The 21623-nt window shown below is 61.5% G+C and carries 24 protein-coding genes and 1 pseudogene; 10 read left to right on the top strand and 15 right to left on the bottom strand.

The window, feature by feature from the left end; genetic code table 11:
* The first annotated feature begins 458 nt into the window (after window positions 1-458).
* Window positions 459-866, top strand: coding sequence for a DoxX family protein (locus tag M727_RS0108800; RefSeq protein ID WP_027152372.1), 408 nt, complete (start codon window positions 459-461; stop codon window positions 864-866).
* A 154-nt stretch (window positions 867-1020) separates the two neighbouring features.
* On the opposite strand, the gene M727_RS36085 is transcribed toward M727_RS0108800, so the two are convergent.
* Both M727_RS36085 and M727_RS0108790 read right to left on the bottom strand, forming a co-directional pair.
* Window positions 1021-2049 (bottom strand): oxygenase MpaB family protein, encoded by a 1029-nt coding sequence (locus M727_RS36085; protein WP_084646674.1) that lies wholly within the window; start codon window positions 2047-2049, stop codon window positions 1021-1023.
* Between the two features lie 150 nt (window positions 2050-2199).
* A complete protein-coding gene (locus M727_RS0108790) occupies window positions 2200-2463 on the bottom strand; it encodes a DUF4242 domain-containing protein (RefSeq protein WP_027152371.1) in 264 nt (87 codons plus the stop codon).
* A gap of 151 nt (window positions 2464-2614) precedes the next feature.
* Here M727_RS0108790 and M727_RS36080 point away from each other — a divergent pair, with 151 nt between their 5' ends.
* Window positions 2615-3493 (top strand): LysR family transcriptional regulator, encoded by an 879-nt coding sequence (locus M727_RS36080; protein ID WP_023799308.1) that lies wholly within the window; start codon window positions 2615-2617, stop codon window positions 3491-3493.
* 43 nt (window positions 3494-3536) lie between these two features.
* Here M727_RS36080 and M727_RS42970 read toward each other — a convergent pair.
* Window positions 3537-3629 (bottom strand): annotated as a pseudogene (locus M727_RS42970) (LysR family transcriptional regulator); the annotation flags it as partial.
* 217 nt (window positions 3630-3846) lie between these two features.
* Between M727_RS42970 and M727_RS0108775 the strand changes: the two are divergent.
* The 3 genes from M727_RS0108775 (at window position 3847) to M727_RS36075 (ending at window position 6991) form a co-directional block, all read left to right on the top strand.
* Window positions 3847-4290: a nuclear transport factor 2 family protein gene (locus tag M727_RS0108775; RefSeq protein ID WP_027152370.1), complete on the top strand. Its 444-nt coding sequence runs from the start codon at window positions 3847-3849 to the stop codon at window positions 4288-4290.
* Between the two features lie 424 nt (window positions 4291-4714).
* Window positions 4715-5524 carry a methyltransferase domain-containing protein gene (locus M727_RS0108770; protein WP_027152369.1) on the top strand — a complete coding sequence of 270 codons (810 nt, stop codon included), beginning with the start codon at window positions 4715-4717 and terminating at the stop codon, window positions 5522-5524.
* Window positions 5525-5965: 441 nt separating this feature from the next.
* On the top strand, window positions 5966-6991 hold the full coding sequence (locus M727_RS36075) for a transglycosylase SLT domain-containing protein (RefSeq protein WP_036261841.1): 1026 nt from the start codon (window positions 5966-5968) through the stop codon (window positions 6989-6991).
* Between the two features lie 25 nt (window positions 6992-7016).
* Here M727_RS36075 and M727_RS0108760 read toward each other — a convergent pair whose 3' ends face one another.
* Window positions 7017-7625, bottom strand: coding sequence for a YqgE/AlgH family protein (locus M727_RS0108760; protein ID WP_023799312.1), 609 nt, complete (start codon window positions 7623-7625; stop codon window positions 7017-7019).
* A gap of 190 nt (window positions 7626-7815) precedes the next feature.
* Between M727_RS0108760 and M727_RS0108755 the strand changes: the two genes are divergently transcribed.
* The 3 genes from M727_RS0108755 to M727_RS0108745 all read left to right on the top strand — a co-directional run bounded on the left by M727_RS0108755 (window position 7816) and on the right by M727_RS0108745 (window position 9841).
* A complete protein-coding gene (locus tag M727_RS0108755) occupies window positions 7816-8622 on the top strand; it encodes a protein-disulfide reductase DsbD domain-containing protein (protein ID WP_027152368.1) in 807 nt (268 codons plus the stop codon).
* Window positions 8623-8743: 121 nt separating this feature from the next.
* The gene (locus M727_RS0108750; protein WP_027152367.1) at window positions 8744-9244 is read left to right on the top strand and encodes a peroxiredoxin; all 501 of its coding nucleotides are present in this window, start codon (window positions 8744-8746) and stop codon (window positions 9242-9244) included.
* Between the two features lie 117 nt (window positions 9245-9361).
* Window positions 9362-9841 (top strand): DUF2938 domain-containing protein, encoded by a 480-nt coding sequence (locus M727_RS0108745; protein ID WP_027152366.1) that lies wholly within the window; start codon window positions 9362-9364, stop codon window positions 9839-9841.
* Window positions 9842-9860: 19 nt separating this feature from the next.
* Here M727_RS0108745 and rnhA read toward each other — a convergent pair whose 3' ends face one another.
* The 11 genes from rnhA to coxB all read right to left on the bottom strand — a co-directional run bounded on the left by rnhA (window position 9861) and on the right by coxB (window position 18963).
* Entirely contained in the window at window positions 9861-10394 is a 534-nt protein-coding gene (gene rnhA, locus M727_RS0108740) for a ribonuclease HI (RefSeq protein ID WP_027152365.1), read from the bottom strand.
* A complete protein-coding gene (locus M727_RS0108735) occupies window positions 10391-11353 on the bottom strand; it encodes a homoserine kinase (protein ID WP_027152364.1) in 963 nt (320 codons plus the stop codon). The genes rnhA and M727_RS0108735 overlap by 4 nt, the downstream gene beginning before the upstream one ends.
* Window positions 11354-11358: 5 nt before the next feature.
* Window positions 11359-12369, bottom strand: a complete 1011-nt coding sequence (gene ispH / locus M727_RS0108730; protein ID WP_027152363.1) for a 4-hydroxy-3-methylbut-2-enyl diphosphate reductase — start codon at window positions 12367-12369, stop codon at window positions 11359-11361.
* A gap of 89 nt (window positions 12370-12458) precedes the next feature.
* The gene (locus tag M727_RS0108725; protein WP_027152362.1) at window positions 12459-13214 is read right to left on the bottom strand and encodes an SURF1 family protein; all 756 of its coding nucleotides are present in this window, start codon (window positions 13212-13214) and stop codon (window positions 12459-12461) included.
* Window positions 13211-13597 carry a DUF983 domain-containing protein gene (locus tag M727_RS0108720; protein WP_023799320.1) on the bottom strand — a complete coding sequence of 129 codons (387 nt, stop codon included), beginning with the start codon at window positions 13595-13597 and terminating at the stop codon, window positions 13211-13213. The genes M727_RS0108725 and M727_RS0108720 overlap by 4 nt, the downstream gene beginning before the upstream one ends.
* Window positions 13598-13679: 82 nt before the next feature.
* On the bottom strand, window positions 13680-14561 hold the full coding sequence (locus tag M727_RS0108715; protein WP_027152361.1) for a cytochrome c oxidase subunit 3: 882 nt from the start codon (window positions 14559-14561) through the stop codon (window positions 13680-13682).
* 1 nt (window position 14562) lies between these two features.
* Complete coding sequence (locus tag M727_RS0108710) at window positions 14563-15204, bottom strand: cytochrome c oxidase assembly protein (protein WP_027152360.1); 642 nt, start codon at window positions 15202-15204, stop codon at window positions 14563-14565.
* Between the two features lie 7 nt (window positions 15205-15211).
* Window positions 15212-15373, bottom strand: coding sequence for a hypothetical protein (locus tag M727_RS0108705; protein WP_077381685.1), 162 nt, complete (start codon window positions 15371-15373; stop codon window positions 15212-15214).
* A gap of 2 nt (window positions 15374-15375) precedes the next feature.
* Window positions 15376-16320 carry a heme o synthase gene (locus M727_RS0108700; protein ID WP_027152359.1) on the bottom strand — a complete coding sequence of 315 codons (945 nt, stop codon included), beginning with the start codon at window positions 16318-16320 and terminating at the stop codon, window positions 15376-15378.
* 77 nt (window positions 16321-16397) lie between these two features.
* Window positions 16398-18047, bottom strand: coding sequence for a cytochrome c oxidase subunit I (gene ctaD, locus M727_RS0108695; protein WP_023799325.1), 1650 nt, complete (start codon window positions 18045-18047; stop codon window positions 16398-16400).
* Window positions 18048-18084: 37 nt separating this feature from the next.
* Window positions 18085-18963 carry a cytochrome c oxidase subunit II gene (coxB, locus tag M727_RS0108690; RefSeq protein WP_027152358.1) on the bottom strand — a complete coding sequence of 293 codons (879 nt, stop codon included), beginning with the start codon at window positions 18961-18963 and terminating at the stop codon, window positions 18085-18087.
* 375 nt (window positions 18964-19338) lie between these two features.
* On the opposite strand from coxB, the gene M727_RS0108685 reads away from it, so the two are divergent.
* Complete coding sequence (locus M727_RS0108685) at window positions 19339-19944, top strand: invasion associated locus B family protein (RefSeq protein ID WP_027152357.1); 606 nt, start codon at window positions 19339-19341, stop codon at window positions 19942-19944.
* 242 nt (window positions 19945-20186) lie between these two features.
* Window positions 20187-21599 carry a metalloprotease TldD gene (tldD, locus tag M727_RS0108680; RefSeq protein ID WP_027152356.1) on the top strand — a complete coding sequence of 471 codons (1413 nt, stop codon included), beginning with the start codon at window positions 20187-20189 and terminating at the stop codon, window positions 21597-21599.
* The last annotated feature ends 24 nt before the right edge of the window (window positions 21600-21623 follow it).

Raw genomic sequence — 21623 nt, 5'->3', positions numbered from 1 at the left:
CTTAGCCGCGGCCCGATTAATTGCAGATGTATTAGTCTAACGCAATCGCAGGGGCCGAACTTCACCTGTAGCGACCGATCGTGGCATCATATGATTCGAAGGGTCCTATCCTAAGAATTGGTCGGAAGCGGCATTGGAGGGCGGGCCACTTGAAGCGTGGTCCTGACGACGGGCATTCGCTTTGGCGGCTCTGCTTGTGGAGTGGCGCGACTTGCTAGTCCCACGCGCCTCGTCGGCGCTCGTCACTTGCGGAGGCAGCGCCTCGGCAAGGTCTCAGTTCCCGCGGCTTGGCATTCCATCAATAGTACGACCGGAAGTCACGCGACTGTGAACTGGGAGTATTGGTTTACGCCTCGCGCTGTGCATCATACCCACTTCGCGAAATCGGTGCGAAGAGCAGACCCGCTGACAATTCAGCCTGCTGGCCGGAATCACCGGGTCATGTTGGAGGCCAACCGATGAATTTCGACAAGATTTCTGCCTGGGCTCCGGTGTGGTTAAGCGTCGTGAGGATCATGTCGGCGCTGCTGTTTCTGGAGCACGGAACTCAAAAGCTCTTCAATTTTCCGCCCGCTCCCGAGCCGATGCAATTGTCGGGGCTTATTGTGATCCAGGCATTGATCGAGCTGATCGGAGGCGCGCTGCTTGCCCTCGGACTCTTCACCCGGCCCGTCGCGTTCATTCTGTCCGGCAACATGGCGGTCGCCTATTTGATGGCGCATGCGCCGCAAAACTTCTTTCCGGTTGTCAACGAGGGCGACTCGTCGATCCTCTACTGCTTCATTTTCCTGTACTTCTTTTTCGCGGGAGGCGGCGCGTGGAGCGTCGATGCGGCCCGTCGCGGGACCGGCCTCGCGACGCCCTGAACAGGATCGCGAGGGAACTTCCTGGGCGGCTACCAGCGGAGCATGTCCGACAGCCTGCCAGGTCGAAATGATAGGAAGTTCCGGCTCCGCTGATCGTCGCTTTCGGGCCCTTCGCTGGACATTCCCCAACACGAGATACGCGCCCAGGCTTCTCTTAGGGCGGCCATTGCCGCACTTTCAACCCGTCGCTTTCCCTTATGCGGACATCAAATTGATGACCCGAATGATCGCGACCGTACTGCTCGTGTCTGGGTGCCTTCTGTCGGCGGTAGAGATAGTTCTCGGGAAGACCGAGGCGACGGCACGACTGGACGGCCGGAGATGAAGGGAGCACCATGCTCTCGCAGATTGCAGCCGTCGTCTTCACAAAAGCACGCTCCCACGGCTTCAACGTCCAGTGGTCGCCGAGTGCCAACCGCTTGCGGACCCAGCGGGGCAGGATCTCGACAGCCGCCTTCAGAAATGGCCGCTGAAGCGGTTGAGCCACTCCCGGCAAGACGGGAACGTCTTCCATGATCTGCAGGAATTCCAGGACGATCGGCGATGCGACGAGTCTTTGCCTCATCGCGTCGAACAGCGCGTAAAGCTCGGCCTGCGACGTGGGCGCGTCAACCGCACCATAGAGAAGCGCGACGGGGCGAGCCTCGGCGAACATCGCATCCCGTTCGAAAAAATGCAGTCGATGCACATAGATGTGATAGGCCTCCATGAAACCAAACCCGGCCGTCGCTTGCACCCAGTCCAGCAACTCCGGGTCGGTGGCGTGGTATGGCTCACCTTCGCTGGTTCGGCCTGAAACGCGCCCATGCCTCCTGACCACACCTTCAATCATGGCCTTGGCCTTGGTCCGGGGACCGTAGACCGTGACCAAGGCGGCGAGGCCCGTGCGCCGTAATCGTCGGAGCGCGTCGGAGCGGAATGTGCTGTGCTGCCAAATGGCGTCGCGAACCCGCGGCTCTGCCAATTCGAGCAGCACCGCCGTAACCCCGCCGATGAACAGCGCAACCGGGTTCTTGAAAATACGCCACGACACCGAGCTGGGCGGCAACAGCGCCGGCTCGCCCTGCGGGGTCGAGAAGTCCATCTGAGATCCGAGCCGCTGACGCATGAACGACTGCGCAAGGGTGTCTACACGACGCTCAAGCGGGCGAGGCAGAGGAAGGGTGCCCGAATTGCCAAACATGCTCCGACTCTCCTGGCAACGCGTGTGGCTGGCGGATGCAGCACGAACGACTTGGCCCTTCCGTCGTTCCAAAGATTCAAACTGGCGCGCTGCATAACTCCGCAAGAACACCGGGCCCGGATAGCCATCACGAGCCCGGTCGCGCCGGCCCTATGGGGTAAGATCGAGCGCCGGCACGATTCTGTGATAGGGCAGCCCCGTCTCGTCGTTTAGACGCTTCACGTCGATATCGGAGGCAGCGTCGAACAGGCACATGCAGCGCCCGTCCTGCGGTGCGAAGGTCGAGCGCAGGTAGCTGATGTCGGTGCCTTTGGAGGTCATCTCGGCGGCTTTGCTGATCGCCGCCTTCTGCGCATCTCCCAGCGCTTCCATGCTGATGCCCTTGAGATCGCGTTCCACCATGTAGACGGTCATTTCCAGATCTCCTCCTGTGAACAGTGACCACAGGAGTTGAATGCAGCGGCGGGCGAAAGAGAACGACATTTTTTCTATCGATCGATAGCCGACAGTTATCGATGAAAGGATTACAATGCCGTTTCGTGGAACCGCCTCGGGAGGGCTCGCCATGGAGATGTTTCAGGTCCGCTACGTGCTTGCCGCCGCGAAGATGCTGAACTTCACCAAGGCCGCCACCGATTGCAACGTGTCTCAGCCGGCGCTCACCAAAGCGGTCAAGACGCTCGAGGATGAGCTTGGCGCGCCCTTGTTCCACCGCGAAGGAAAGCGCGTCCTCCTGAGTGAGTTCGGACGCTCCATTCTGCCGCATCTTCAGCAGATCATGCAGGAGGCCCACGCAACCAGAACGCTTGCCGACAATTTCAGGCTGCTCAACCAGGTGCCGATCCGCCTCGGCGTCATGTCGACCATCGGCCATGTGAAACTCGCCCGGTTCCTCGCAAAGTTCCAGCGCGACTATCATGGCGTCGAGCTTGAAGTTAGCGAGGCGAGCGTCCAGGAACTGAAGAACAGGCTTGAGCAAGGCGATCTCGATCTTGCCGTTCTCAATCCGCTGGAGGGATTGGGAGCGGCGTTCCGCGTCCATGATCTCTACAGTGAGCGTTACGTCGTCGTGTTCGCGCCGGATCACCGGCTTGCGAGCCTCAATGCAATCAAGTTGGTCGATCTCTCTCAAGAACCCTATGTCGATCGTCTGTCCTGCGAAATGCGGGATCTGGTGATGGGTGCGTGCCGGGAAAGAAACGTCAGCCTTTATGCCCGCTTTCGTTCCGAGCGCGAGGATTGGATCCAATCAATGGTGCTGGCGCGGATCGGCTTCGCCTTCATGCCTGAATATTCGGTGACGTCGCCTGAACTTTTGCAGCGTCCGCTGATCGAACCCGCGGTGGCACGCACGGTGTCCCTGGCTAGCGTTCCGGGCCGGCCCTATAGCCCGGCGACGGCGGCAATGGTCCGAGCTGCCCAGACGTTCGATTGGCCAGGCTAGGCGTTTAGCGCTGAGGCTTGAGCTATGCTGATTTGAGATGCGTCAGATTCAACCTTTCGGCCGCTCGGCCCACGTGGCACTCGTCGTGCACGATCTCAAACAGAACGAGGAGGTTGAGATCAATCCTGTTCAGCATGTCGATGAAATCATATCACTGGATTCAGCATCATCGAAGTGCGATCTCCTGAGCAAGCGGAGCAGCGCAAGGCGCGCTTCGCATCGGAAACAGATGCAGGAGCACCCGCATGCCAGTATCACGACGTTTCCTTCTCGCCGCAGCAAGCGCTGGCGTGGCATTGTCAGAAACTGCAAGATTAACAAACGCCTCGGCACAGGCTCTTGCGGAGCCTGCCATGGACCAGACGGTTGCCGATCTCGTCGAGCGTTCTGCGGAAGCAAATTCGGCGCTGATGCGCGGGGAGATAACGAAGTACTACGAGGTGATCCCACATACCGGGGACTTCCTGCTGATGTCTCCATTCGGCGGAAAGCCCACGCGGGCTTCTGAACTGACTGCGGAGCGGATCGAGGCGATGGGCCGCTTTTTCAAGAACGGGACCTTCGAGCACGAACTTCTTCAAGCCTATGGTTCCGCCGACATGGTGGTCCTCGCGATCATTGAACGCCCGCACGTCGAGGTCGGCGGTCTGCCAGCCCAGGATTGGCCGCTGCGGGTTACCTTGGTCTATCGCCGCGAAGAGGCGGAATGGCGCTTGGTGCATCGGCACGCTGACCCCCTGGTCAAGGGCGTGAGCCTGGAGCAGGCGGCGGCCCTTGCACGCGGCGAAGCCGCGTGATGCGAAGAGTGTTGCCATCCCGACGGAGCGCTCTGGCTGCTGGTCCAAAGCCCGCTGAAGGTTTTCGCTTCTCGTCGATGCAAAACGTCATTCTATGGCGCCAAATGTGGCCCGACGCGCCTTGCGGGCACCTGCTGGTGCCGGTGAAGTAGATCTGCCATAGTCATGCGCCCTGCTCGCTACAGACGGTTGAAAACGGCTGAAAGCAACGCCTGAAGTCAGGGCCACGTTGCCGAGCCTGATCGCGCCTTGCGGATCCTCGAAACGCCAGGCGCGGACTCTCATTCTCCGGCCGCTTCACCTATGCGAGCCTGACTGCCCGAAAGCCGCATAGATTGTTCACGTGCGATGGGTAGTTGTCCCGTTGGATCTAGCGCGGGTGAAGGGTCACAATGGTCGGATGGAAATTTGAGGGAGGACGATCATGACCTTGCCCAGCTACGCAATGAACCAGGTAAGTTTCCCGGAGATGTACGAGCGGTGGCTCGTCGGCCCTCTCTTCCGTCCATGGGCCGAGATGGCTCTTGACGAGTTGGAATTGTCTTCGGGCGATCGCGTACTCGATATCGCTTGTGGAACGGGAATAGTGGCGCGCGTTGCAAGAGAGCGGCTCGGTGGAGCCGGATTTGTCGTCGGTATCGACGTCAGCGCGGACATGCTTGCCGTGGCGCGGGCTGTAGAACTAGCCATCGACTGGCGCCAGGGCAATGCCGGCGAGTTGCCTCTGCGTAGTGGTGAGACGTTCGACGTGGTCGTCTGCCAGCAAGGACTACAGTTCTTTCCTGACAAACCCGCGGCGGCGGCGCAGATGCGTCGCGCGCTGACGAAGGGCGGCAGGCTGGCGATCGCCACGTGGCGCCCGGACGACGAAATCCCGTTCTTTCGCGAACTGCGCCGCGTCGCGGAGCGCCATCTGGGCGCCATCGCCGATCAACGGTACAGCTTCGGGGAAGCGGCTCCACTTGAGGCGCTGCTGCGAGACGCCGGCTTCCACGAGGTCCGATCGAGGATTGTTTCGCTCACCATCCATTTCGGGGAAGGCGTGCCTTTCCTGCATTTGAATACGATGGCGCTGGTCGGGATGAGTTCCTTAGCCAAGGAATTGGGTGATCAGGAACGCAAGCGCGTCGTGGAGGCGATCGTGAGCGAGAGTGCGCCCGTGCTGCAACCATACACCATCGGGTCGGGACTGGCCTTCGAGCTCAGCACCAATCTGGCGACAGCCAAAGGCTAAATGATCTCTCACCAACGGAGATCTGGTTCGATCGAGTATTGTGACGAGAATGGCTGCTCATTCACAATCTGCCGTTCGAGAACCGAAAGGATTGCCCCGCTGCGGTCGAGGGCAGACCACCTCAGGGAAATTTCTGCTCGCGATCGAGAGGCTTCACAAGCAACGCATCGGCCACGCAGCCCTCGATTAAAACCAGCTTGTTTTACATTTCGAATTATTTTGCCGCACTGTGGCCATTGTGCCGCCATTATCCATGACTAGTTAAATGAAGCACTGACCGTTCTTCTTGTCTTTTTCGACGTTGACGGCTCAACGTTGGAAATAGACCTGCCCCAAAGTATCTGGGCGGCTAGACAAGGAACGGAGGGGGACCTGGCGTCACTCCAAAGAACATTTGAATTCTTTGCTTGCGGAGCCGTAATCCTTTCGGTTGGCCGGCCTTTGTCGAAAAGGATCGCGGGGCTTGGCCTGGCGGCGACAGTGGCAGCCATGCCATGGCCGGTCTATTCGGGAGTCCTGGTCAACGGCGTGACCGAAGCCGCGGTTGCCACTGCTGTTCCGTTCTCGGCTCTGAGTTTCCCCTCGGCCGCGCCCGAGTTCGACATCATCGATCCAGACACCATATCGACCTCTGGACGCGAGGGAGAACGCACGCTGGCCCAGGCATTGAAGGGCACCGTCTCCATCCTTTCCCAAGGCGCGGAACAGATCGTCCTCGGCATGTCGATGCACGAGTTCGGCGAGTACAAGGTGTCGCAGCACATTGCCAGCGAAATCCTTCGTGCAGCCAAGGACACCCAATTTCCTGCCGACACGCTTTTTGCGATCGCCGAGAAGGAATCATCCTTCGACATCAACAATCGCCCGTCTAAAGGGTCGGCGCTTGGTCTTATGCAATTCCTCGACCAGACATGGCTCGAGGCGGTGAAGAAGCACGGTGCAGAATTCGGCCTGGGCGACGAAGCGGAACTGATACGGACCCGCCCCGAGGGCAAACGCGAATACCATTTCGTCGAGGACAAGGCCGAAGAACAGCGCATCCTTGAATTCAGGCGCGATCCCTATCTGTCGGCGGCACTTGCGGCCAAGAACCTTCTCGCGGCCAAGCAACGCATCGAAGCTCGTCTTGAGAAGGCCATGGATGAAAGGGATCTCTACCTCCCCCATTTCCTTGGCACCAACGGGGCAGCAGCGCTCCTGTCGAATGCCGATGAGAAGCCCAATGCCACGGCCAGCACAATCTTCCCCAAGGCGGCACGCTTCAATATTGCGATCTTCAAGGCCGAGGGAAAACAGCTCACCGTCGGCCAGTTTCACCGGCGCCTGCGCTCCTTCCTGGAAGCCCGCATCGGCAAATACAGCGATGTCGAAACGCGCGTGAAACAGGCTGACCTGTCCTGGACGGCGGGTTTCGAGAATCTCGTCTACGATCTGGGCAAACGGCTGGCGATGGCAATGCGGCGGTAACCAGCCAGGTATCGGGTTTTCACCTCTAGGCGTGACCGGCGGCCAGGCTGAGATGCGCGAGGTCGATACCGATCGAAGCGAGTATCCGGTCGTATTTGCGCTCGATGTCGGTATCGAACAGAAGCTCCGCATTTGCCGGGCAGGTCAGCCAACCGTTCTCGGCGATTTCGCTTTCCAGCTGACCGGCGCCCCAGCCCGAATAGCCGAGTGCCATCAGCGCGTGCCGAGGCCCGCGGCCCGACGAAATGGCGCGCAATATGTCGACGGTCGCGGTCAGGCAAATGTCGTCAGAGACGGCCAGCGACGATTCCACGCGGTAGTCGCCCGAATGCAGGACGAAGCCGCGGCTGCGGTCCACCGGTCCGCCGTTGCGGACGACGAAGTCGCGGGCCTGCGCGGGCAAGCGGATCGCCTCCTGTTCGTTCATGATGCCGAGCTGCACGAGCAGATCCGGAAACAGCATCTGCTGTGTCTGGTTGATGACCAGGCCCATCGCGCCTTCGTCGCTGTGCGCGCAAATATAGATGACGGAGCGCGTGAAGCGATCGTCCTTCATGCCAGGCATGGCAATCAGGAACTGGTCGTCGAGAAAGCCGCGTCCCGCAGCCATCTTCTTGTGGCGCAACAAGTCCATTAGGGGAGCGTAACGCGTTTCTGGAGCGCCGAAAAGATGCGCCGCGCGCGATTTGGTCGCAGATGTGCATCCAAGGCACGCAAGCCTGTGCCCGAGGTCACACAAAGCTGTGCCCGAGGTCACGCAAATATGATAGCAGCGACGCCATGAAGTCATTGCGCAGCCATGAACGGACGCTCAAATCACCGCCATGCAAAGCTTGAAAGTCCTGCTGCTCAGCGCCGCTGTCGGATGTGGAACCGGTCTTCCCGCCGCAGCATCCTCGTCAATCTGGTACGAAAGCGAAGGCGGCAAAGTACGCCTTGTGACCAGCGGCAAGCCCGACACAGCCGGACGCATCCATGGCGTCCTCGATATTTCGCTCAACCCTGGCTGGAAAACCTATTGGCGCGATCCGGGCGACGCGGGCGTGCCGCCGCAAATCGATATCTCGGCCAGCACCAACATTGCCAACGCGACGTTTTCGTTTCCACCACCCCAGCGCCACGACGACGGCTCCGGCAAATGGGCCGGCTACGACCATCCGGTTTCGCTGCCGGTAACGTTCACGCTGTCGGCGCCGAACGAGCCGGCCGTCATCGTTGCCGATATCTTTCTCGGAATTTGTGAGACGATCTGCATCCCGGTGCAAACAAAGCTGACCATCGTTCCGGGCTCCGATCCGGACAATGTCGAAGACGCCGCTTTGGTGAAGGCGGCGCTTGCAACGCTGCCTGCTCCCGCAAGACCCGATTTCGGCGTCAAGATCCTGCCGGGCGACCGCGAGACACTGATTGTCGAGGCGAGCTTTCCGGGCAATCCCAACGCAGCGGATTTCTTCGTCGCCGGCGAGCGGGACTACATGTTCGGCGTGCCGGCCCGCAGCGAAAAGGACGGCAAGCTGGTGTTTACCGTGCCGATCCTCGACAGACCGACGACGACGCCGACGGATGGCGGGCTTTACTACACGCTGACAACTGCGGCCGGCGCCGTCGAAGGCCTGCTGCCGTTCCCTTGATCCCCAGCAAAGGATGTTCAGATCGAACATCCCTTGCTCCGGCCACCCCGACAGTTGCGGGAAACGGCTGAATTCGCTATCGCAAGGACACTCCCTTCCATTTGTCAAAACGAGGACCACGATGATGATTGCCGTTGGCGACAAGCTGCCCCAAGCGACCTTCAAGACGATGACTGCCGACAGCGCAAAAGCGATCACGACGGCCGAGATTTTCTCGGGAAAGAAGGTGGTGCTGTTCGCTGTTCCCGGCGCTTTCACGCCGACCTGCTCCAACAACCATCTGCCCGGCTTTCTGGACAATTACGACGCCATCCTGGCGCGCGGCGTCGACACCATCGCCGTCGTCGCCGTCAACGATGTTCACGTAATGGGCGCCTGGGCCCGCTTCAGCGGCGGTGAAGGCAAGATCCTCTATCTTGCCGACGGCAATGGCGATTTCGTCAAGTCGATTGGTCTCGACGCCGACCTTTCCGGCGGTGGCATGGGGCTGCGCTCGAAGCGGTTTTCGATGATCGTCGACGACGGCAAGGTCGCCGCGCTCAATGTCGAGACAAAGCCTGGCGTTGATGAATCCGGTGCTGCTCACATTCTCGGACAGCTTTCCGTTTTGGCGACAGCATAGGCCGAGGTTGCCGCGGTCCTTTGGCCTGACGATCGCGCTCGTTTCGGCAGCCGCGCGTCCAATTGAGCGTGCAAAGAACGCTGTTCGGGAATTGCCTGCTTTTAGGGGACCTCAATGATGTTTGACCACTTCTGGCGCGCTGTGGCGATCGGCATCGGCGCCACGGCGCTCATGGACCTCTGGGCGATTTTCCTGAACACGGTGTTTGCTCAGCCACGGCCGAACTGGGGACTGGTTGGTCGCTGGGTCTGGCACCTGAGGGACGGCAAGGTCTTCCATGACGATATCGGCGAGGCAGCACCCTATGCGCATGAATCGGCGCTGGGCTGGGCCTTCCACTACTTTGTCGGCATCGCCTACGGCATCGTTCTGGCCGTTTTGGCGGGAGCGGCGTGGCTGGCCGCGCCGACCTTCCTGCCGGCCTTCATCCTCGGCATCGTGACCGTAGGCGCCGGCTGGTTCCTGCTGGCGCCCGGCATGGGCGCCGGCTGGGCCGCGTCAAAGCGCCCCAACCCGATGCAGATCCGCGCCCTCAACCTCGTGTCGCATACTGTGTTCGCGCTCGGACTTTTCGGCACGGCGCTGCTGATCCGTTGAATATGGCGGACCAGACTGGTCAGTAGCTTTGGGTCGAGCGGCGCAGTTTCCTGGCTGCCGGCTGCTTGGCTTGGGTGTTTTCCCCAGCCGAAACGGGCGCGGGCCTGGCCGTCTTGTTCTTGAACGGCGCCATGCCGAGCCGCGCCAGTTCGTCGGCACGCTCGTTCTCCGGATGGCCGGCATGGCCCTTGACCCAGTGCCAGATCACCTGATGACGGTTGCGCGCCTCGTCGAGCGCCTGCCACAGTTCGGCATTCTTCACCGGTTGCCTGGCAGCGGTCTTCCAGCCGTTGCGCTTCCAGCCGTCGATCCAGCTGAAAATGCCGTCCTTGACATAGTTGCTGTCGGTATAAAGATCGACCGCACAGGGTTCTTTCAGCGCATTGAGCGCCGAGATGGCGGCCAAAAGTTCCATGCGGTTGTTGGTGGTAGCAGCCTCGCCGCCCGACAGTTCCTTCGTGACGCCGTTGAAGCGCAGGACAGCCCCCCAGCCGCCAGGCCCCGGATTGCCCGAACAGGCACCATCGGTGAAGATTTCAACGCGCTTGGTCATGTCAGTCCGTATTCGGAAGGAGATTTGATCGCTCGGTGGAAACGCATGCGCCTGATATATTCGGTCGGGTCGCGTTTCACGACCAGCCCGCCGTTGGCAATGGTCAGCCAGTCGTAGAGCCGGGTCAGCATGAAGCGCAATGCCGAGCCGCGCGCCAGCATCGGCAGCGCAGCTTTCTCTTCGCCGCTCAAGGGCCGCACGCTTTGGTAGCCGGCAAGCAGCGCCGTGCCCTTGGTCAGGTTGAAGGAAAAATCCTTCTCGAAGCACCAGGCATTGAGGCAGGTAGCGGCATCATAGGCGTAGAGATCGTTGCAGGCGAAATAGAAGTCGATCAGCCCCGACAGTTTCTCGCCGAGGAAGAAGACGTTGTCGGGGAAAAGATCGGCATGGATGATGCCTTCCGGCAAGCCGTTCGGCCAGTTCCTCTCGAAATCGGCGAAGTCGGCATCGACCTCGGCCGCCAGTCCCGGCTCGACCTCGTCGGCGCGAGGGCGAGAGGCGCTCCACAGCTTGCGCCAGCCATCGATGGCAAGGGCATTCGGACGGGTAATCGGAAAGTCGGCGCCGGCCAGATGCAGCGCCGCGAGCGCCTTGCCGACCTCGCCGCAATGCGCTGATGTCGGCCGCCGCAGCGAAACGCCTTCGAGGAAGGTGATGATGACCGCCGGCCGGCCGGCAAGCGTTCCGATGACGTCGCCATCATGCGCGGTCACCGGAAGGGGGCAGGAAATGCCCTTCCTGGCAAGATGGCTCATGAGGCCGAGGAAGAACGGCAGGTCGGCCTTGTCGACGCGCTTTTCGTAGAGCGTCAGTATGTAGGAGCCGCTGGTCGTGTGCAGCAGGAAGTTCGAGTTCTCGGTGCCTTCGGCTATGCCCTTGTAGGACAGGAGATCGCCGACTGGATAGGCCTTCAGGAACGCGCCGAGCTCGCCTTCGTTGACGTCGGTGTAGACCGCCATGAACCTTACGCGGCCCCGTTGACGAAAGCCATGTCGGCCGCCGTCAGCTCGACGTCGCGCAGCACCCGCATCACCGGAAAATCCTCGGTTTCCGTCGCCGTCACCGCCAGCTCGATGGTCACGTCGAAGCGCTGCCGGAACGCATCGATGATCTCGTCGACGATGATTTCCGGCGCCGATGCACCTGCCGACAGACCGAGCGTCGAGATGCCGGCGATCTCGGTCCATGGAATCTCGGAGGCGCGCTGCACCAGAAGCGACATCGAGGCGCCGGCGCGTTCGGCCACTTCGACGAGACGCCGCGAATTTGAGGAGTTGGGAGCGCCGACGATCAGGAAGAGATCGGCACCCGCGGCGGTCTCCTTGACCGCTTCCTGGCGATTGGTGGTGGCGTAGCAGATCGATTCCGCTGCCGCCGCATGCAAATCGGGAAAACGATCCTTAAGCACCCGAATGATGCCGGCGGTGTCCTCGACCGACAGCGTCGTCTGGGTGACGAACCCGAGCGCCTGCGGGTCGGCGGGCACCAAATTCGCGGCGTCGGCTTCGGTCTCGATCAAGGTGACGGCGCCGTCCGGCAACTGCCCCATCGTGCCGATCACTTCCGGGTGGCCGGCATGGCCGATCAGAAGCACATGACGGCCGAGCCGCTGATGGCGCATTGCCTGCTTGTGGACCTTCGACACCAGCGGGCAGGTGGCGTCGAGATAGAAGAGGTTGCGCGCCTGGGCGTCCGCCGGCACCGACTTCGGCACGCCATGCGCCGAAAAGACGACCGGGCTCTGACGATGCTCAGCCGGTATCTCGGAGAGCTCCTCGATGAACACCGCACCGAGGCTTTGCAGCCCCTCGACGACGTAGCGATTATGGACGATCTCGTGGCGAACATAGACCGGCGCGCCATATTTCTTCAGCGCCAGCACGACGATCTGGATGGCGCGGTCGACGCCGGCGCAGAAGCCGCGCGGCTGGCAGAGCCTTATCGTCAGCGGTGGCTTTGTGGTCGTGTGAAGCATGATTCCCGGCCGGTTGGTCGTAGCGTGAACTCAAGTCTTGAACTCAAGGCGCGAAATGAGGTGCGCACCCCTGCCCTGTCAAGGGCCGATCATTCTTCTTTCGCCGGGCGGCGAAGCCTAAAGATGAGGACGCCGGCAAGGGCAGCGGCAAGGCCGTACCAGGTTACGGCATATTGCAAATGGCTGTTCGGCAGGTCGATGATTGTCACGCCGCCGACCGGCAGCCCACCCGGGTTCGGCGTGGCGTCCGCGTCGATAAAGAATGGCACCAGCCCCGCGCCGGCCGGCAGACCGGCGCTGGCCGCCATGGCGTCGCGATCCTTCCAGTAGAAGATGTTTTTCTGCGGATCATTGTCGGGAAGCATCATCGAGGGCTTTGCCGGCAGCGGATTGCGGGCGAGCCCCGTCACCGTTACCTGGCCCGCACCATGGCTTTGCGGGCGCTTGGCAGCGTCCTTGAGATCGTACGGCACGAAGCCGCGATTGATCAGGACGAAGCGGCCGTCCTCCAGATGCAATGGCGTGAAGACATCGAAACCGGACTGGCCTTCCCAGGTCGCGAAGAAATGTCGCTCGCCTTGATGCAGGAAGGTGCCTGATGCCGTCACCGGCGTGTAATCCACATCGCCGCTGGCGGCAAACCGCTTTTCGACCTCGGCCAACGGCACGGGCGCTGAGTGCGCGCGCCGGTCGATGGTCTGGAGAAGACCCTCTTTCCAGTACAGGCGCTGGACCTGCCAGGTGCCGAGCGCCAGCAGGATGAAGAACAGCACGAGGCCAAGCCCAAGCAGCAATGCCGTCTTCGGCCGCGAACGGCCTGCAATCGAAGCGGATGTCGTGCTCATTCGCCGAGGTCCAGCCTGCCCTCTGCCGCCTTGTTGCGGTATTGCAGCGTCAGGAGCACACCCTTGATCAGCCTGAGCGCGCCCAGGCAAAGCACCAGCGTCAGCGGTATCCACAGCAGGAAATGCAGCCAGAGCGGCGGGCTGAGCGTCACCTCCATCCACAGCGCCAGCCCGACGACGATGAAGCCGATGATCAGGATGACGAACACCGCCGGACCGTCGCCGGCATCGGCGTAGGAATAGTCGAGGCCGCAATTGGCGCAGCGTTCGCCGACGGTGAGGAAGCCGGAAAACAGCCGGCCCTCGCCGCAGCGCGGGCAGCGGCCGTGCAGGCCAGCCGAAATCGGATCGATTGCTGGCCAGATCGCCTTGTCGTCGCTCATTGCGATACTTTAGTGCCCTTCACTCCAAAAGGTAAGGCGGCCACGTCGCCGCAGCCGCCTCATCGATTTCCTCAGGAAGATTTCAGTGGCCTTCGATGACCGCGCCGCTCGAGGCCCAGACATAGATCGACGCGAACAGGAACAGCCAGACTACGTCGACGAAGTGCCAGTACCAGGCGGCGGCCTCGAAGCCGAAATGGTGCTTGGGCGTGAAGTCGCCCTTCATCGCGCGGACCAGGCAGACCAGCAGGAAGATGGTGCCGATGATGACGTGGAAGCCGTGGAAGCCGGTCGCCATGAAGAAAGTGGCGCCGTAGATCGAATCCCTGAACCCGAACGGCGCGTGCATGTATTCGTAAGCCTGCACCATGGTGAACAGGATGCCGAGACCGACGGTCAGCACCAGGCCGTTGATCAGCCCCTTGCGGTCGCCATGAAGCAGCGCGTGGTGCGCCCAGGTCACCGTAGTGCCCGACAGAAGCAGGATGACGGTGTTGTAGAGCGGCAGGTGGAAGGGGTCGAGGACCTCAACGCCCTTCGGCGGCCAGACACCGCCGGTGAAGGTGGCGCGGGCATATTGCTGTGCCTCGCCGGGAAACAGGCTGGCGTCGAAGAAAGCCCAGAACCAGGCGACGAAGAACATCACCTCGGAAGCGATGAACATGATCATGCCGTAGCGCAGATGCAGCGACACAACACGCGTGTGGTGGCCTTCATGCGCTTCCCTGATGGTATCCGACCACCAGGCGTACATGGTGTAGATGACGATCAAGAGGCCGATGAAGAACAGCCACGGATTGGCGATGTTGAAGCCGAAGATCGGGAAATCGCCGCCCTTGAGATACTGCATGTAACAGACGCCGCCGATCGCGGTGACCAACGCACCGACCGAGCCGAGGAAAGGCCACGGGCTCGGGTCGACGAGATGGTAATCATGTTGTGGTTTTGCGTGCGCGTCTGCCATATCAACCCCCGAGGCTTCGTTCGGTATGTGAAACTTTGTTGCTTGTGCCTTCGGCCGGCACTGACAACACGACCGGCTTCTTCTTCTCGTTCTTCTCGACCGGGAACATCGTGTAGGACAGGGTAATCGTATTCAGGTCCTTCAATTCCGGCGCATTGACGATGTCGGGATCTACATAGAACACGACCGGCATGTCCAGCGTCTCGCCAGGCTTCAGCGTCGTATCGGTAAAGCAGAAACACTCGACCTTGTTGAAGTAAGATCCCGCAAATTCCGGCTGCACATTAAAGGTCGCGCGGGCCGTGGTGGCGCGGACGAACTTGTTGGTGGCGCTATAATGCGCCTGGGCCGTCTCGCCTATCTTGATGGTGACGGAGCGGGCGACCGGCTCGAACTGCCAGGGCACGCCGGCCGTGTTGGCGTCGAAACGGATGGTGATATCGCGGTCGAGCACGCGATCGGCATATTGCTGCGTTGCGCGTTTCACGGTGCCGCCGTAACCGGTCGCCTGGCAGAACATCGCGTAGAGCGGCACCGCAGCATAGGCCATGCCGATCATGCCGCCGAAAAAGGCGATGCAGACGCCGGCGACGATGCGGTTGGTGTTCTTGTTTTGAGGATGGGTCACCGTTTGGCGGTTCATCTGAGCCTCACATCGTTCCGGTGAGGTTGTGACCGAATTTCACGACGGTCGCGATATAGAAGATGACGACAAGCACCGCCAGCGCCAGGCCGATGGCCACCGAGCGGTTGCGCCGGGCCTTCTGCTGGCGCTCCGTCAGCGTGACGAGTTCAAGCTTCTTATCGGCCATGGTCATGCTCCGCCCGTGGCCAGCGCGCGCCCGACAACGCAGTCGGCAAGGTAGATGGCGAAGATAGCGAAGAGGTACAGCAGCGAATAGCCGAACAATGCCTTGGCCGGCTTCATCACATGGTCGTCGTCCGCCATCCGCAGCACCTGCCACGCATACCAGACGAAGCCGGCGCCAAGCAGCACCGCAAGGACGCCATAGACGGGTGTGGTGAAACCGAGCATCCATGGCAGCACGCCAACCGGGGCAAGGATCAGCGCGTAGGCAAAGATCTGGCGTCGGGTCGAAGCCTGGCCGGCGACATTCGGCATCATCGGGATGCCGGCCCTGGCATAGTCCTCGGACTTGAAGAGGGCGAGCGCCCAGAAATGCGGCGGCGTCCATAAAAAGATGATGAGGAACAGGACGACGCTTTCCAGGCTGACTGTTCCGGTCACCGCGGCCCAGCCGATCACCGGCGGAATGGCGCCGGCAGCACCGCCGATGACGATGTTCTGCGGCGTCCAGCGCTTCAGCCACATCGTGTAGACGACGGCATAGAAGAAGATGGTGAAGGCCAAGAGTGTGGCCGACAACCAATTGACCAGCACGCCGAGCGTCATCACCGACAGCACCGACAGCACCAGGCCGAAACTCAGCGCCTCGCCCGGCCGGATGCGGCCGGCCGGTACCGGACGGCCGGCGGTTCTGGTCATCACCGCATCGATGTCGGCGTCGTACCACATGTTGAGCGCGCCGGACGCGCCAGCCCCGATGGCAATGGCCAGGATCGCGATCACCGCCAGAAGCGGATTGATGGCCACAGGTGCCGCGACCAGGCCAACAAAGGCGGTGAACACCACCAGCGACATGACGCGCGGCTTCAACAGGGCGAAGAAATCGCCCGCCGTTGCTTCCGACATGCGAAAGCCCGGTTCGTCAGTCAATGTGTCGTCGACAAGGGCCATGCGTACTTAAAGTCCATCATTCCGTTGGCCAAAACCGCCGGCGAACCGGCGGCTCCGTATTTCCCCCAGGCAGAAGCCTATTTGATCTTCGGCAGTTGTTCCCACTGGTGGAAGGGCGGCGGCGAAGGCAGCTGCCATTCAAGCGTCGTCGCACCCTCGCCCCATGGGTTGGCGCCGGCCACCCGCTTCTTCTGGAAGGCCTCGAACACGCCATAAAGGAAGATGACCACGCCGACGGCCGAAATATACGAGCCGTAGGACGACACCATGTTCCAGCCGGCAAACGCATCCGGATAGTCGATGTAGCGGCGCGGCATGCCTGAAAGACCGAGGAAATGCTGCGGGAAGAAGACGAGGTTGACGCCGACGAAGGTGACCCAGAAGTGGGTATTGGCGATGACAGGCGAATACATGTAGCCGGTCATCTTCGGGAACCAGTAGTACCAGCCGGCGAAGATGGCAAAGACCGCGCCCAGCGACAGCACATAATGGAAATGCGCGACCACGTAATAGGTGTCGTGCAGCGGGCGGTCGAGACCGGCATTGGCAAGCTGGACGCCGGTAACGCCGCCGACGGTGAACAGGAAGATGAAGCCAATCGCCCACAGCATCGGGGTCTTGAGCGAAATCGACCCGCCCCACATGGTGGCGATCCACGAGAATATCTTCACGCCCGTCGGCACCGCGATAACCATCGTGGCGAAGACGAAATAGCGCTGCGTGTCGAGCGACAGGCCGGTCGTGTACATGTGGTGCGCCCAGACGATGAAGCCGACCGCCCCGATCGCGACCATGGCATAGGCCATGCCGAGATAGCCGAAGATAGGCTTCCTGGAGAAGGTCGAGACGATGTGGCTGACGATGCCGAAGCCCGGCAGGATCAGGATGTAGACTTCCGGGTGCCCGAAAAACCAGAACAGGTGCTGGAACAGGATCGGGTCGCCGCCGCCGTCCGGCGCGAAGAAGGTGGTGCCAAAATTGCGATCGGTCAAAAGCATGGTGATGCCGCCGGCCAGAACCGGAAGCGACAGCAGCAGCAGGAAAGCGGTGATCAGCACCGACCAGGCGAACAGCGGCATCTTGTGCAGCGTCATGCCAGGCGCGCGCATGTTGAAGATGGTGGTGATGAAATTGATGGCGCCGAGGATCGATGAGGCGCCGGCGATGTGCAGCGACAGGATCGCAAGATCCATCGCCGGTCCGGGCTGGCCCGAGGTCGATAGCGGCGGATAGATCGTCCAGCCGCCGCCGACGCCGTAGGCGCCAGGCGCGCTCGGCACGAAGGCCGAGATGATCAGAAGGATGAAAGCCGGTGGCAGCAACCAGAACGAGACGTTATTCATGCGCGGGAATGCCATGTCCGGCGCGCCGATCATGATCGGCACCATCCAGTTGGCGAAGCCGCCGATCAACGCCGGCATGACCATGAAGAAGATCATGATCAGCGCATGGGCGGTGGTGAAGGCATTGTACATGTTCTTGCCGCCGTCGAGCGCAGCGTCGGCGTTCAAGCCGTAGACCATCTGCGCCAGGCCGGTGAAAATCTGGATCCCAGGCTCCTGCAGTTCCATACGCATGACGACCGAAAGGGCACCGCCGACGCAGCCCGCCATGATCGCGAAGATCAGGTAGAGTGTACCGATATCCTTGTGGTTGGTCGAATACACCCACCGCACCCAGCCATGATACGGCTTGTGGTCGTGGTCGTGAGCTGCAGCGTCTGCCATGTTCGGCTCCGTTCCCTGATCTTTTCTGGTCGCGGCATCAGTTGCCGGCGGCCGCTACCTTGTCTTTGCCGTCGACCTCGGCCATCAGCGCCTTGTTGGCGCCGGGAAGGTCGGTGCCGGCTGCTGCCAGCCAGGTCTTGTACTGGGCGTCGGAGACGACGCGGATCGCGATCGGCATGAAGGCGTGGTCCTTGCCGCAGAGCTCCGAGCACTGGCCGTAATAGAGGCCTTCCTTTTCCGCCTTGAACCAGACCTCGTTGATGCGACCCGGAACCGCGTCGGTCTTGATGCCGAAGGACGGCATGGCAAAGGCGTGGATCACGTCTGCCGCCGTCACCAGCACACGGGTCATGGTGTTGACCGGCACCACCATCTCGTTGTCGACGGCGAGCAGGCGCGGATAAGCGCCGCGGTCCTCCTTGCCGGCCGCGGCGCGGTCAGTATCCGCCAAGATCGCCGAGTTGAAGGAAAGCGTGTTTTCGGTCTGGTATTCGTAGTCCCAGTTCCACTGGTTTCCCGTCGCCTTGACGGTCAGCTTGGCTTCCTCCGGCGGTGTGTATTGCGCGGTCAGGAGCTGGAACGAGGGGATGGCGAGCAGGAGCAGGACGACGACCGGCGCAACCGTCCAGATCACCTCGATCAGCGTGTTGTGGCTGGTGCGCGACGGGGTCGGGTTGACGCTCGCGCGAAACTTCAGGATGCAATAGGCGATGAGAAAGAGCACGAAGAGGGTGATCGGCACGATGAACCACAGCGTATAGTGCTCGAACCGGGCGATCTGCCGCATCATGTCGGTGGCAGCGGGCTGGAAGGTCATCTCCCACGGCGCAGGCTGGGCCGCATGGGCGGATGCGCCGGTGAACAGTGTGGCGGCAGCGCTTGCCAGGAGTTTGGCGTCTGCTAGGAATTTTCTCATTGCCGTCATTAACTCCCAGTTCCTCGCGATCGGACCGCAAGAATATCGAACAACGCCGGGACGGGAATCCCGGATAGTCCCGAGGCTGGTTCAAACCATACTCTATTTGCCTCTGCAAGAAAGGAGCGGGGGAAACCGTGCGGCATTTTTGCGCGCAAGCGCGGCTGCGCCTTGTGGCGGCGGCCGCGGCGGTGTCGGACCCGCGAATGCCCGAGCGGCGGAGTGTCCCGGCAAAATGCGCCGGGCCGTCGCAATTCGGGCGAATTTGGCACGGAAAAGCGCACAATTGCCTTGGTCGAGGCAGGCCGGCAGTGGTCTCATCCTTTACTTGCCCTTGGCGCGGCTTAAAGTGCCGTGATTCGCAATGGAGCCGTCATGAACTCTTGGCTTTGGGGACTTGGGCATTCGAGACTTGGGCTTTCGAGACTTGGGCTCTCGAGAAGCTTGTCGAACGTCATCCTTCTCGCTGCCGTGTCTAGCGTTGGCCTTGCTGGGATCGGCCTGTCCTATGTTGGCTCGTTTGGCCTCAGCCAGGCCAATGCCGCGCAGCCAAGCGGCAAGGTGCGGACGACGCATGGCGCATGGTCGATCATCTGCGACACGCCGGCTGGCGCCACATCGGAACAATGCGTGATGATGCAGAACGTCGTCGCCGAAGACCGTCCCGAGATGGGGCTTTCCGTCGTCGTGCTGCGCACCGCCGACAACAAGGCCGAAATCCTGCGCGTGCTGGCGCCGCTCGGCGTGCTGTTGCCCAACGGGCTCGGCCTCAATGTCGACGGCAAGGACATCGGCCGGGCCTATTTCGTGCGTTGCTTCCAGGACGGCTGCTATGCCGAGGTCATTCTCGAAAAGCCGTTGCTCGATACGCTGAAGACCGGAACGTCGGCCACCTTCATCGTCTTCCAGACGCCGGAGGAAGGCATCGGCATTCCGGTCGAGCTCAAGGGTTTCGCCGACGGTTTCGCCGCCCTGCCTTGAGGCGGGGCGAGAGGCCCAAAACCCTGCTGACGAAAATGAGATTGTGACCGCCCTTGGCGACAGCGCCGCGCGTCCAAGGACGCGCAAAGGACGCTGTAGCGCTTCGATTTTGCGCATGATCCTTTCCGAAAATCGATTCCGATTTTCGGGGTCATGCACAGACAATGGTCATTGCCGATTGTCTGGACGCACCTTCGCGCCTACATCGTGAGGACAATCTCTTTCCACGGACGGACCGCGCCATGAACAGCCTGATCGGCCAATTCGACATTTCCGACGATCGCATCAAGCAGATTGTCGCCGAGACCATCAACGGCGCCGACGACGGCGAGTTGTTCCTCGAATACAGCGAGAGCGAAGCGCTGATGTTCGACAATGGCCGGCTGAAGACCGCCAATTTCAACACAGACCAAGGCTTTGGCCTGCGCGCGGTCGCCGGCGAAGCGAGCGGCTACGCGCATTCCAGCGATCTTTCGGAAGCGTCGCTGCTGCGCGCGGCCGACGCTGTCTCGACCGTCAAGAGCGGCTATTCCGGCACGCTTGCTGCGGCTCCCACCCGTACCAACCGCCATCTCTATGGCGATGAGAACCCGATCCCCTCGCCCTCCTTCGAGGCCAAGGCCAAGCTCCTTCAGGAAATCGATGCGTGGCTGCGAGCCGAGGATCCGCGCGTGCGGCAGGTGACGGCGTCGCTCGCCGCCTCCTGGCAGCATGTCGAGATCGTGCGTGCCGACGGCCAGATGGTGCGCGACATCCGCCCGCTGGTCAGGATCAATGTGTCGGTGGTGGTCGGCGACGGCGATCGCCAGGAGAGCGGCTCCTACGGCATGGGCGGACGCAAAGGGTTTGGCGAATTCCTGGTCGAGGAGAGCTGGAAGCACGCCGCCAAGGAAGCGCTGCGGCAAGCGCTGGTCAACCTCGAGGCCATCCCGGCGCCGGCCGGGACGTTCGACATCGTGCTGTCCAGCGGCTGGCCGGGCGTCATGCTGCACGAGGCCGTCGGCCACGGGCTGGAAGGCGACTTCAACCGCAAGAAGACATCGGCCTTCGCCGGGCTGATGGGCCAGCAGGTGGCCGCCAAGGGCGTCACAGTCGTCGACGACGGCACCATGGCCGAGCGGCGTGGCTCGCTGACCGTCGATGACGAAGGCACGCCGTCGGCCCGCAACGTGCTGATCGATGACGGCAAGCTTGTCGGCTATATGCAGGATCGCCAGAACGCCCGGCTGATGGGCATGAACGCCACCGGCAACGGACGGCGCGAAGGCTACGCGCACCAGCCGATGCCGCGCATGACCAACACCTATATGACGTCAGGCGACATGGAGCCGGACGAAATCATCGCCTCGGTCAAGAATGGCATCTATGCCGTCTCCTTCGGCGGCGGCCAGGTCGACATCACCTCGGGAAAATTCGTGTTCGGCTGCACCGAGGCCTACATGATCGAGGACGGCAAGGTGACGCAGCCGATCAAGGGCGCCATGCTGATCGGCAATGGGCCGGATGCCATGCATCGGGTTTCGATGATCGGCAACGACATGAAGCTCGACACCGGCATCGGCATGTGCGGCAAGGCCGGCCAGGGCGTGCCGGTCGGCGTTGGCCAGCCGCACCTCAGGATGAACCAGATGACGGTTGGCGGAACGCGGGTTTGATAGAAGCTGCGGTTTTTGTCTTAC

The organism is Mesorhizobium sp. WSM2561, from assembly GCF_000513915.1.
In the GTDB taxonomy this organism is placed as follows: Bacteria; Pseudomonadota; Alphaproteobacteria; order Rhizobiales; family Rhizobiaceae; genus Mesorhizobium; species Mesorhizobium muleiense.
This window is presented reverse-complemented; position numbering and strand designations above follow the sequence as displayed.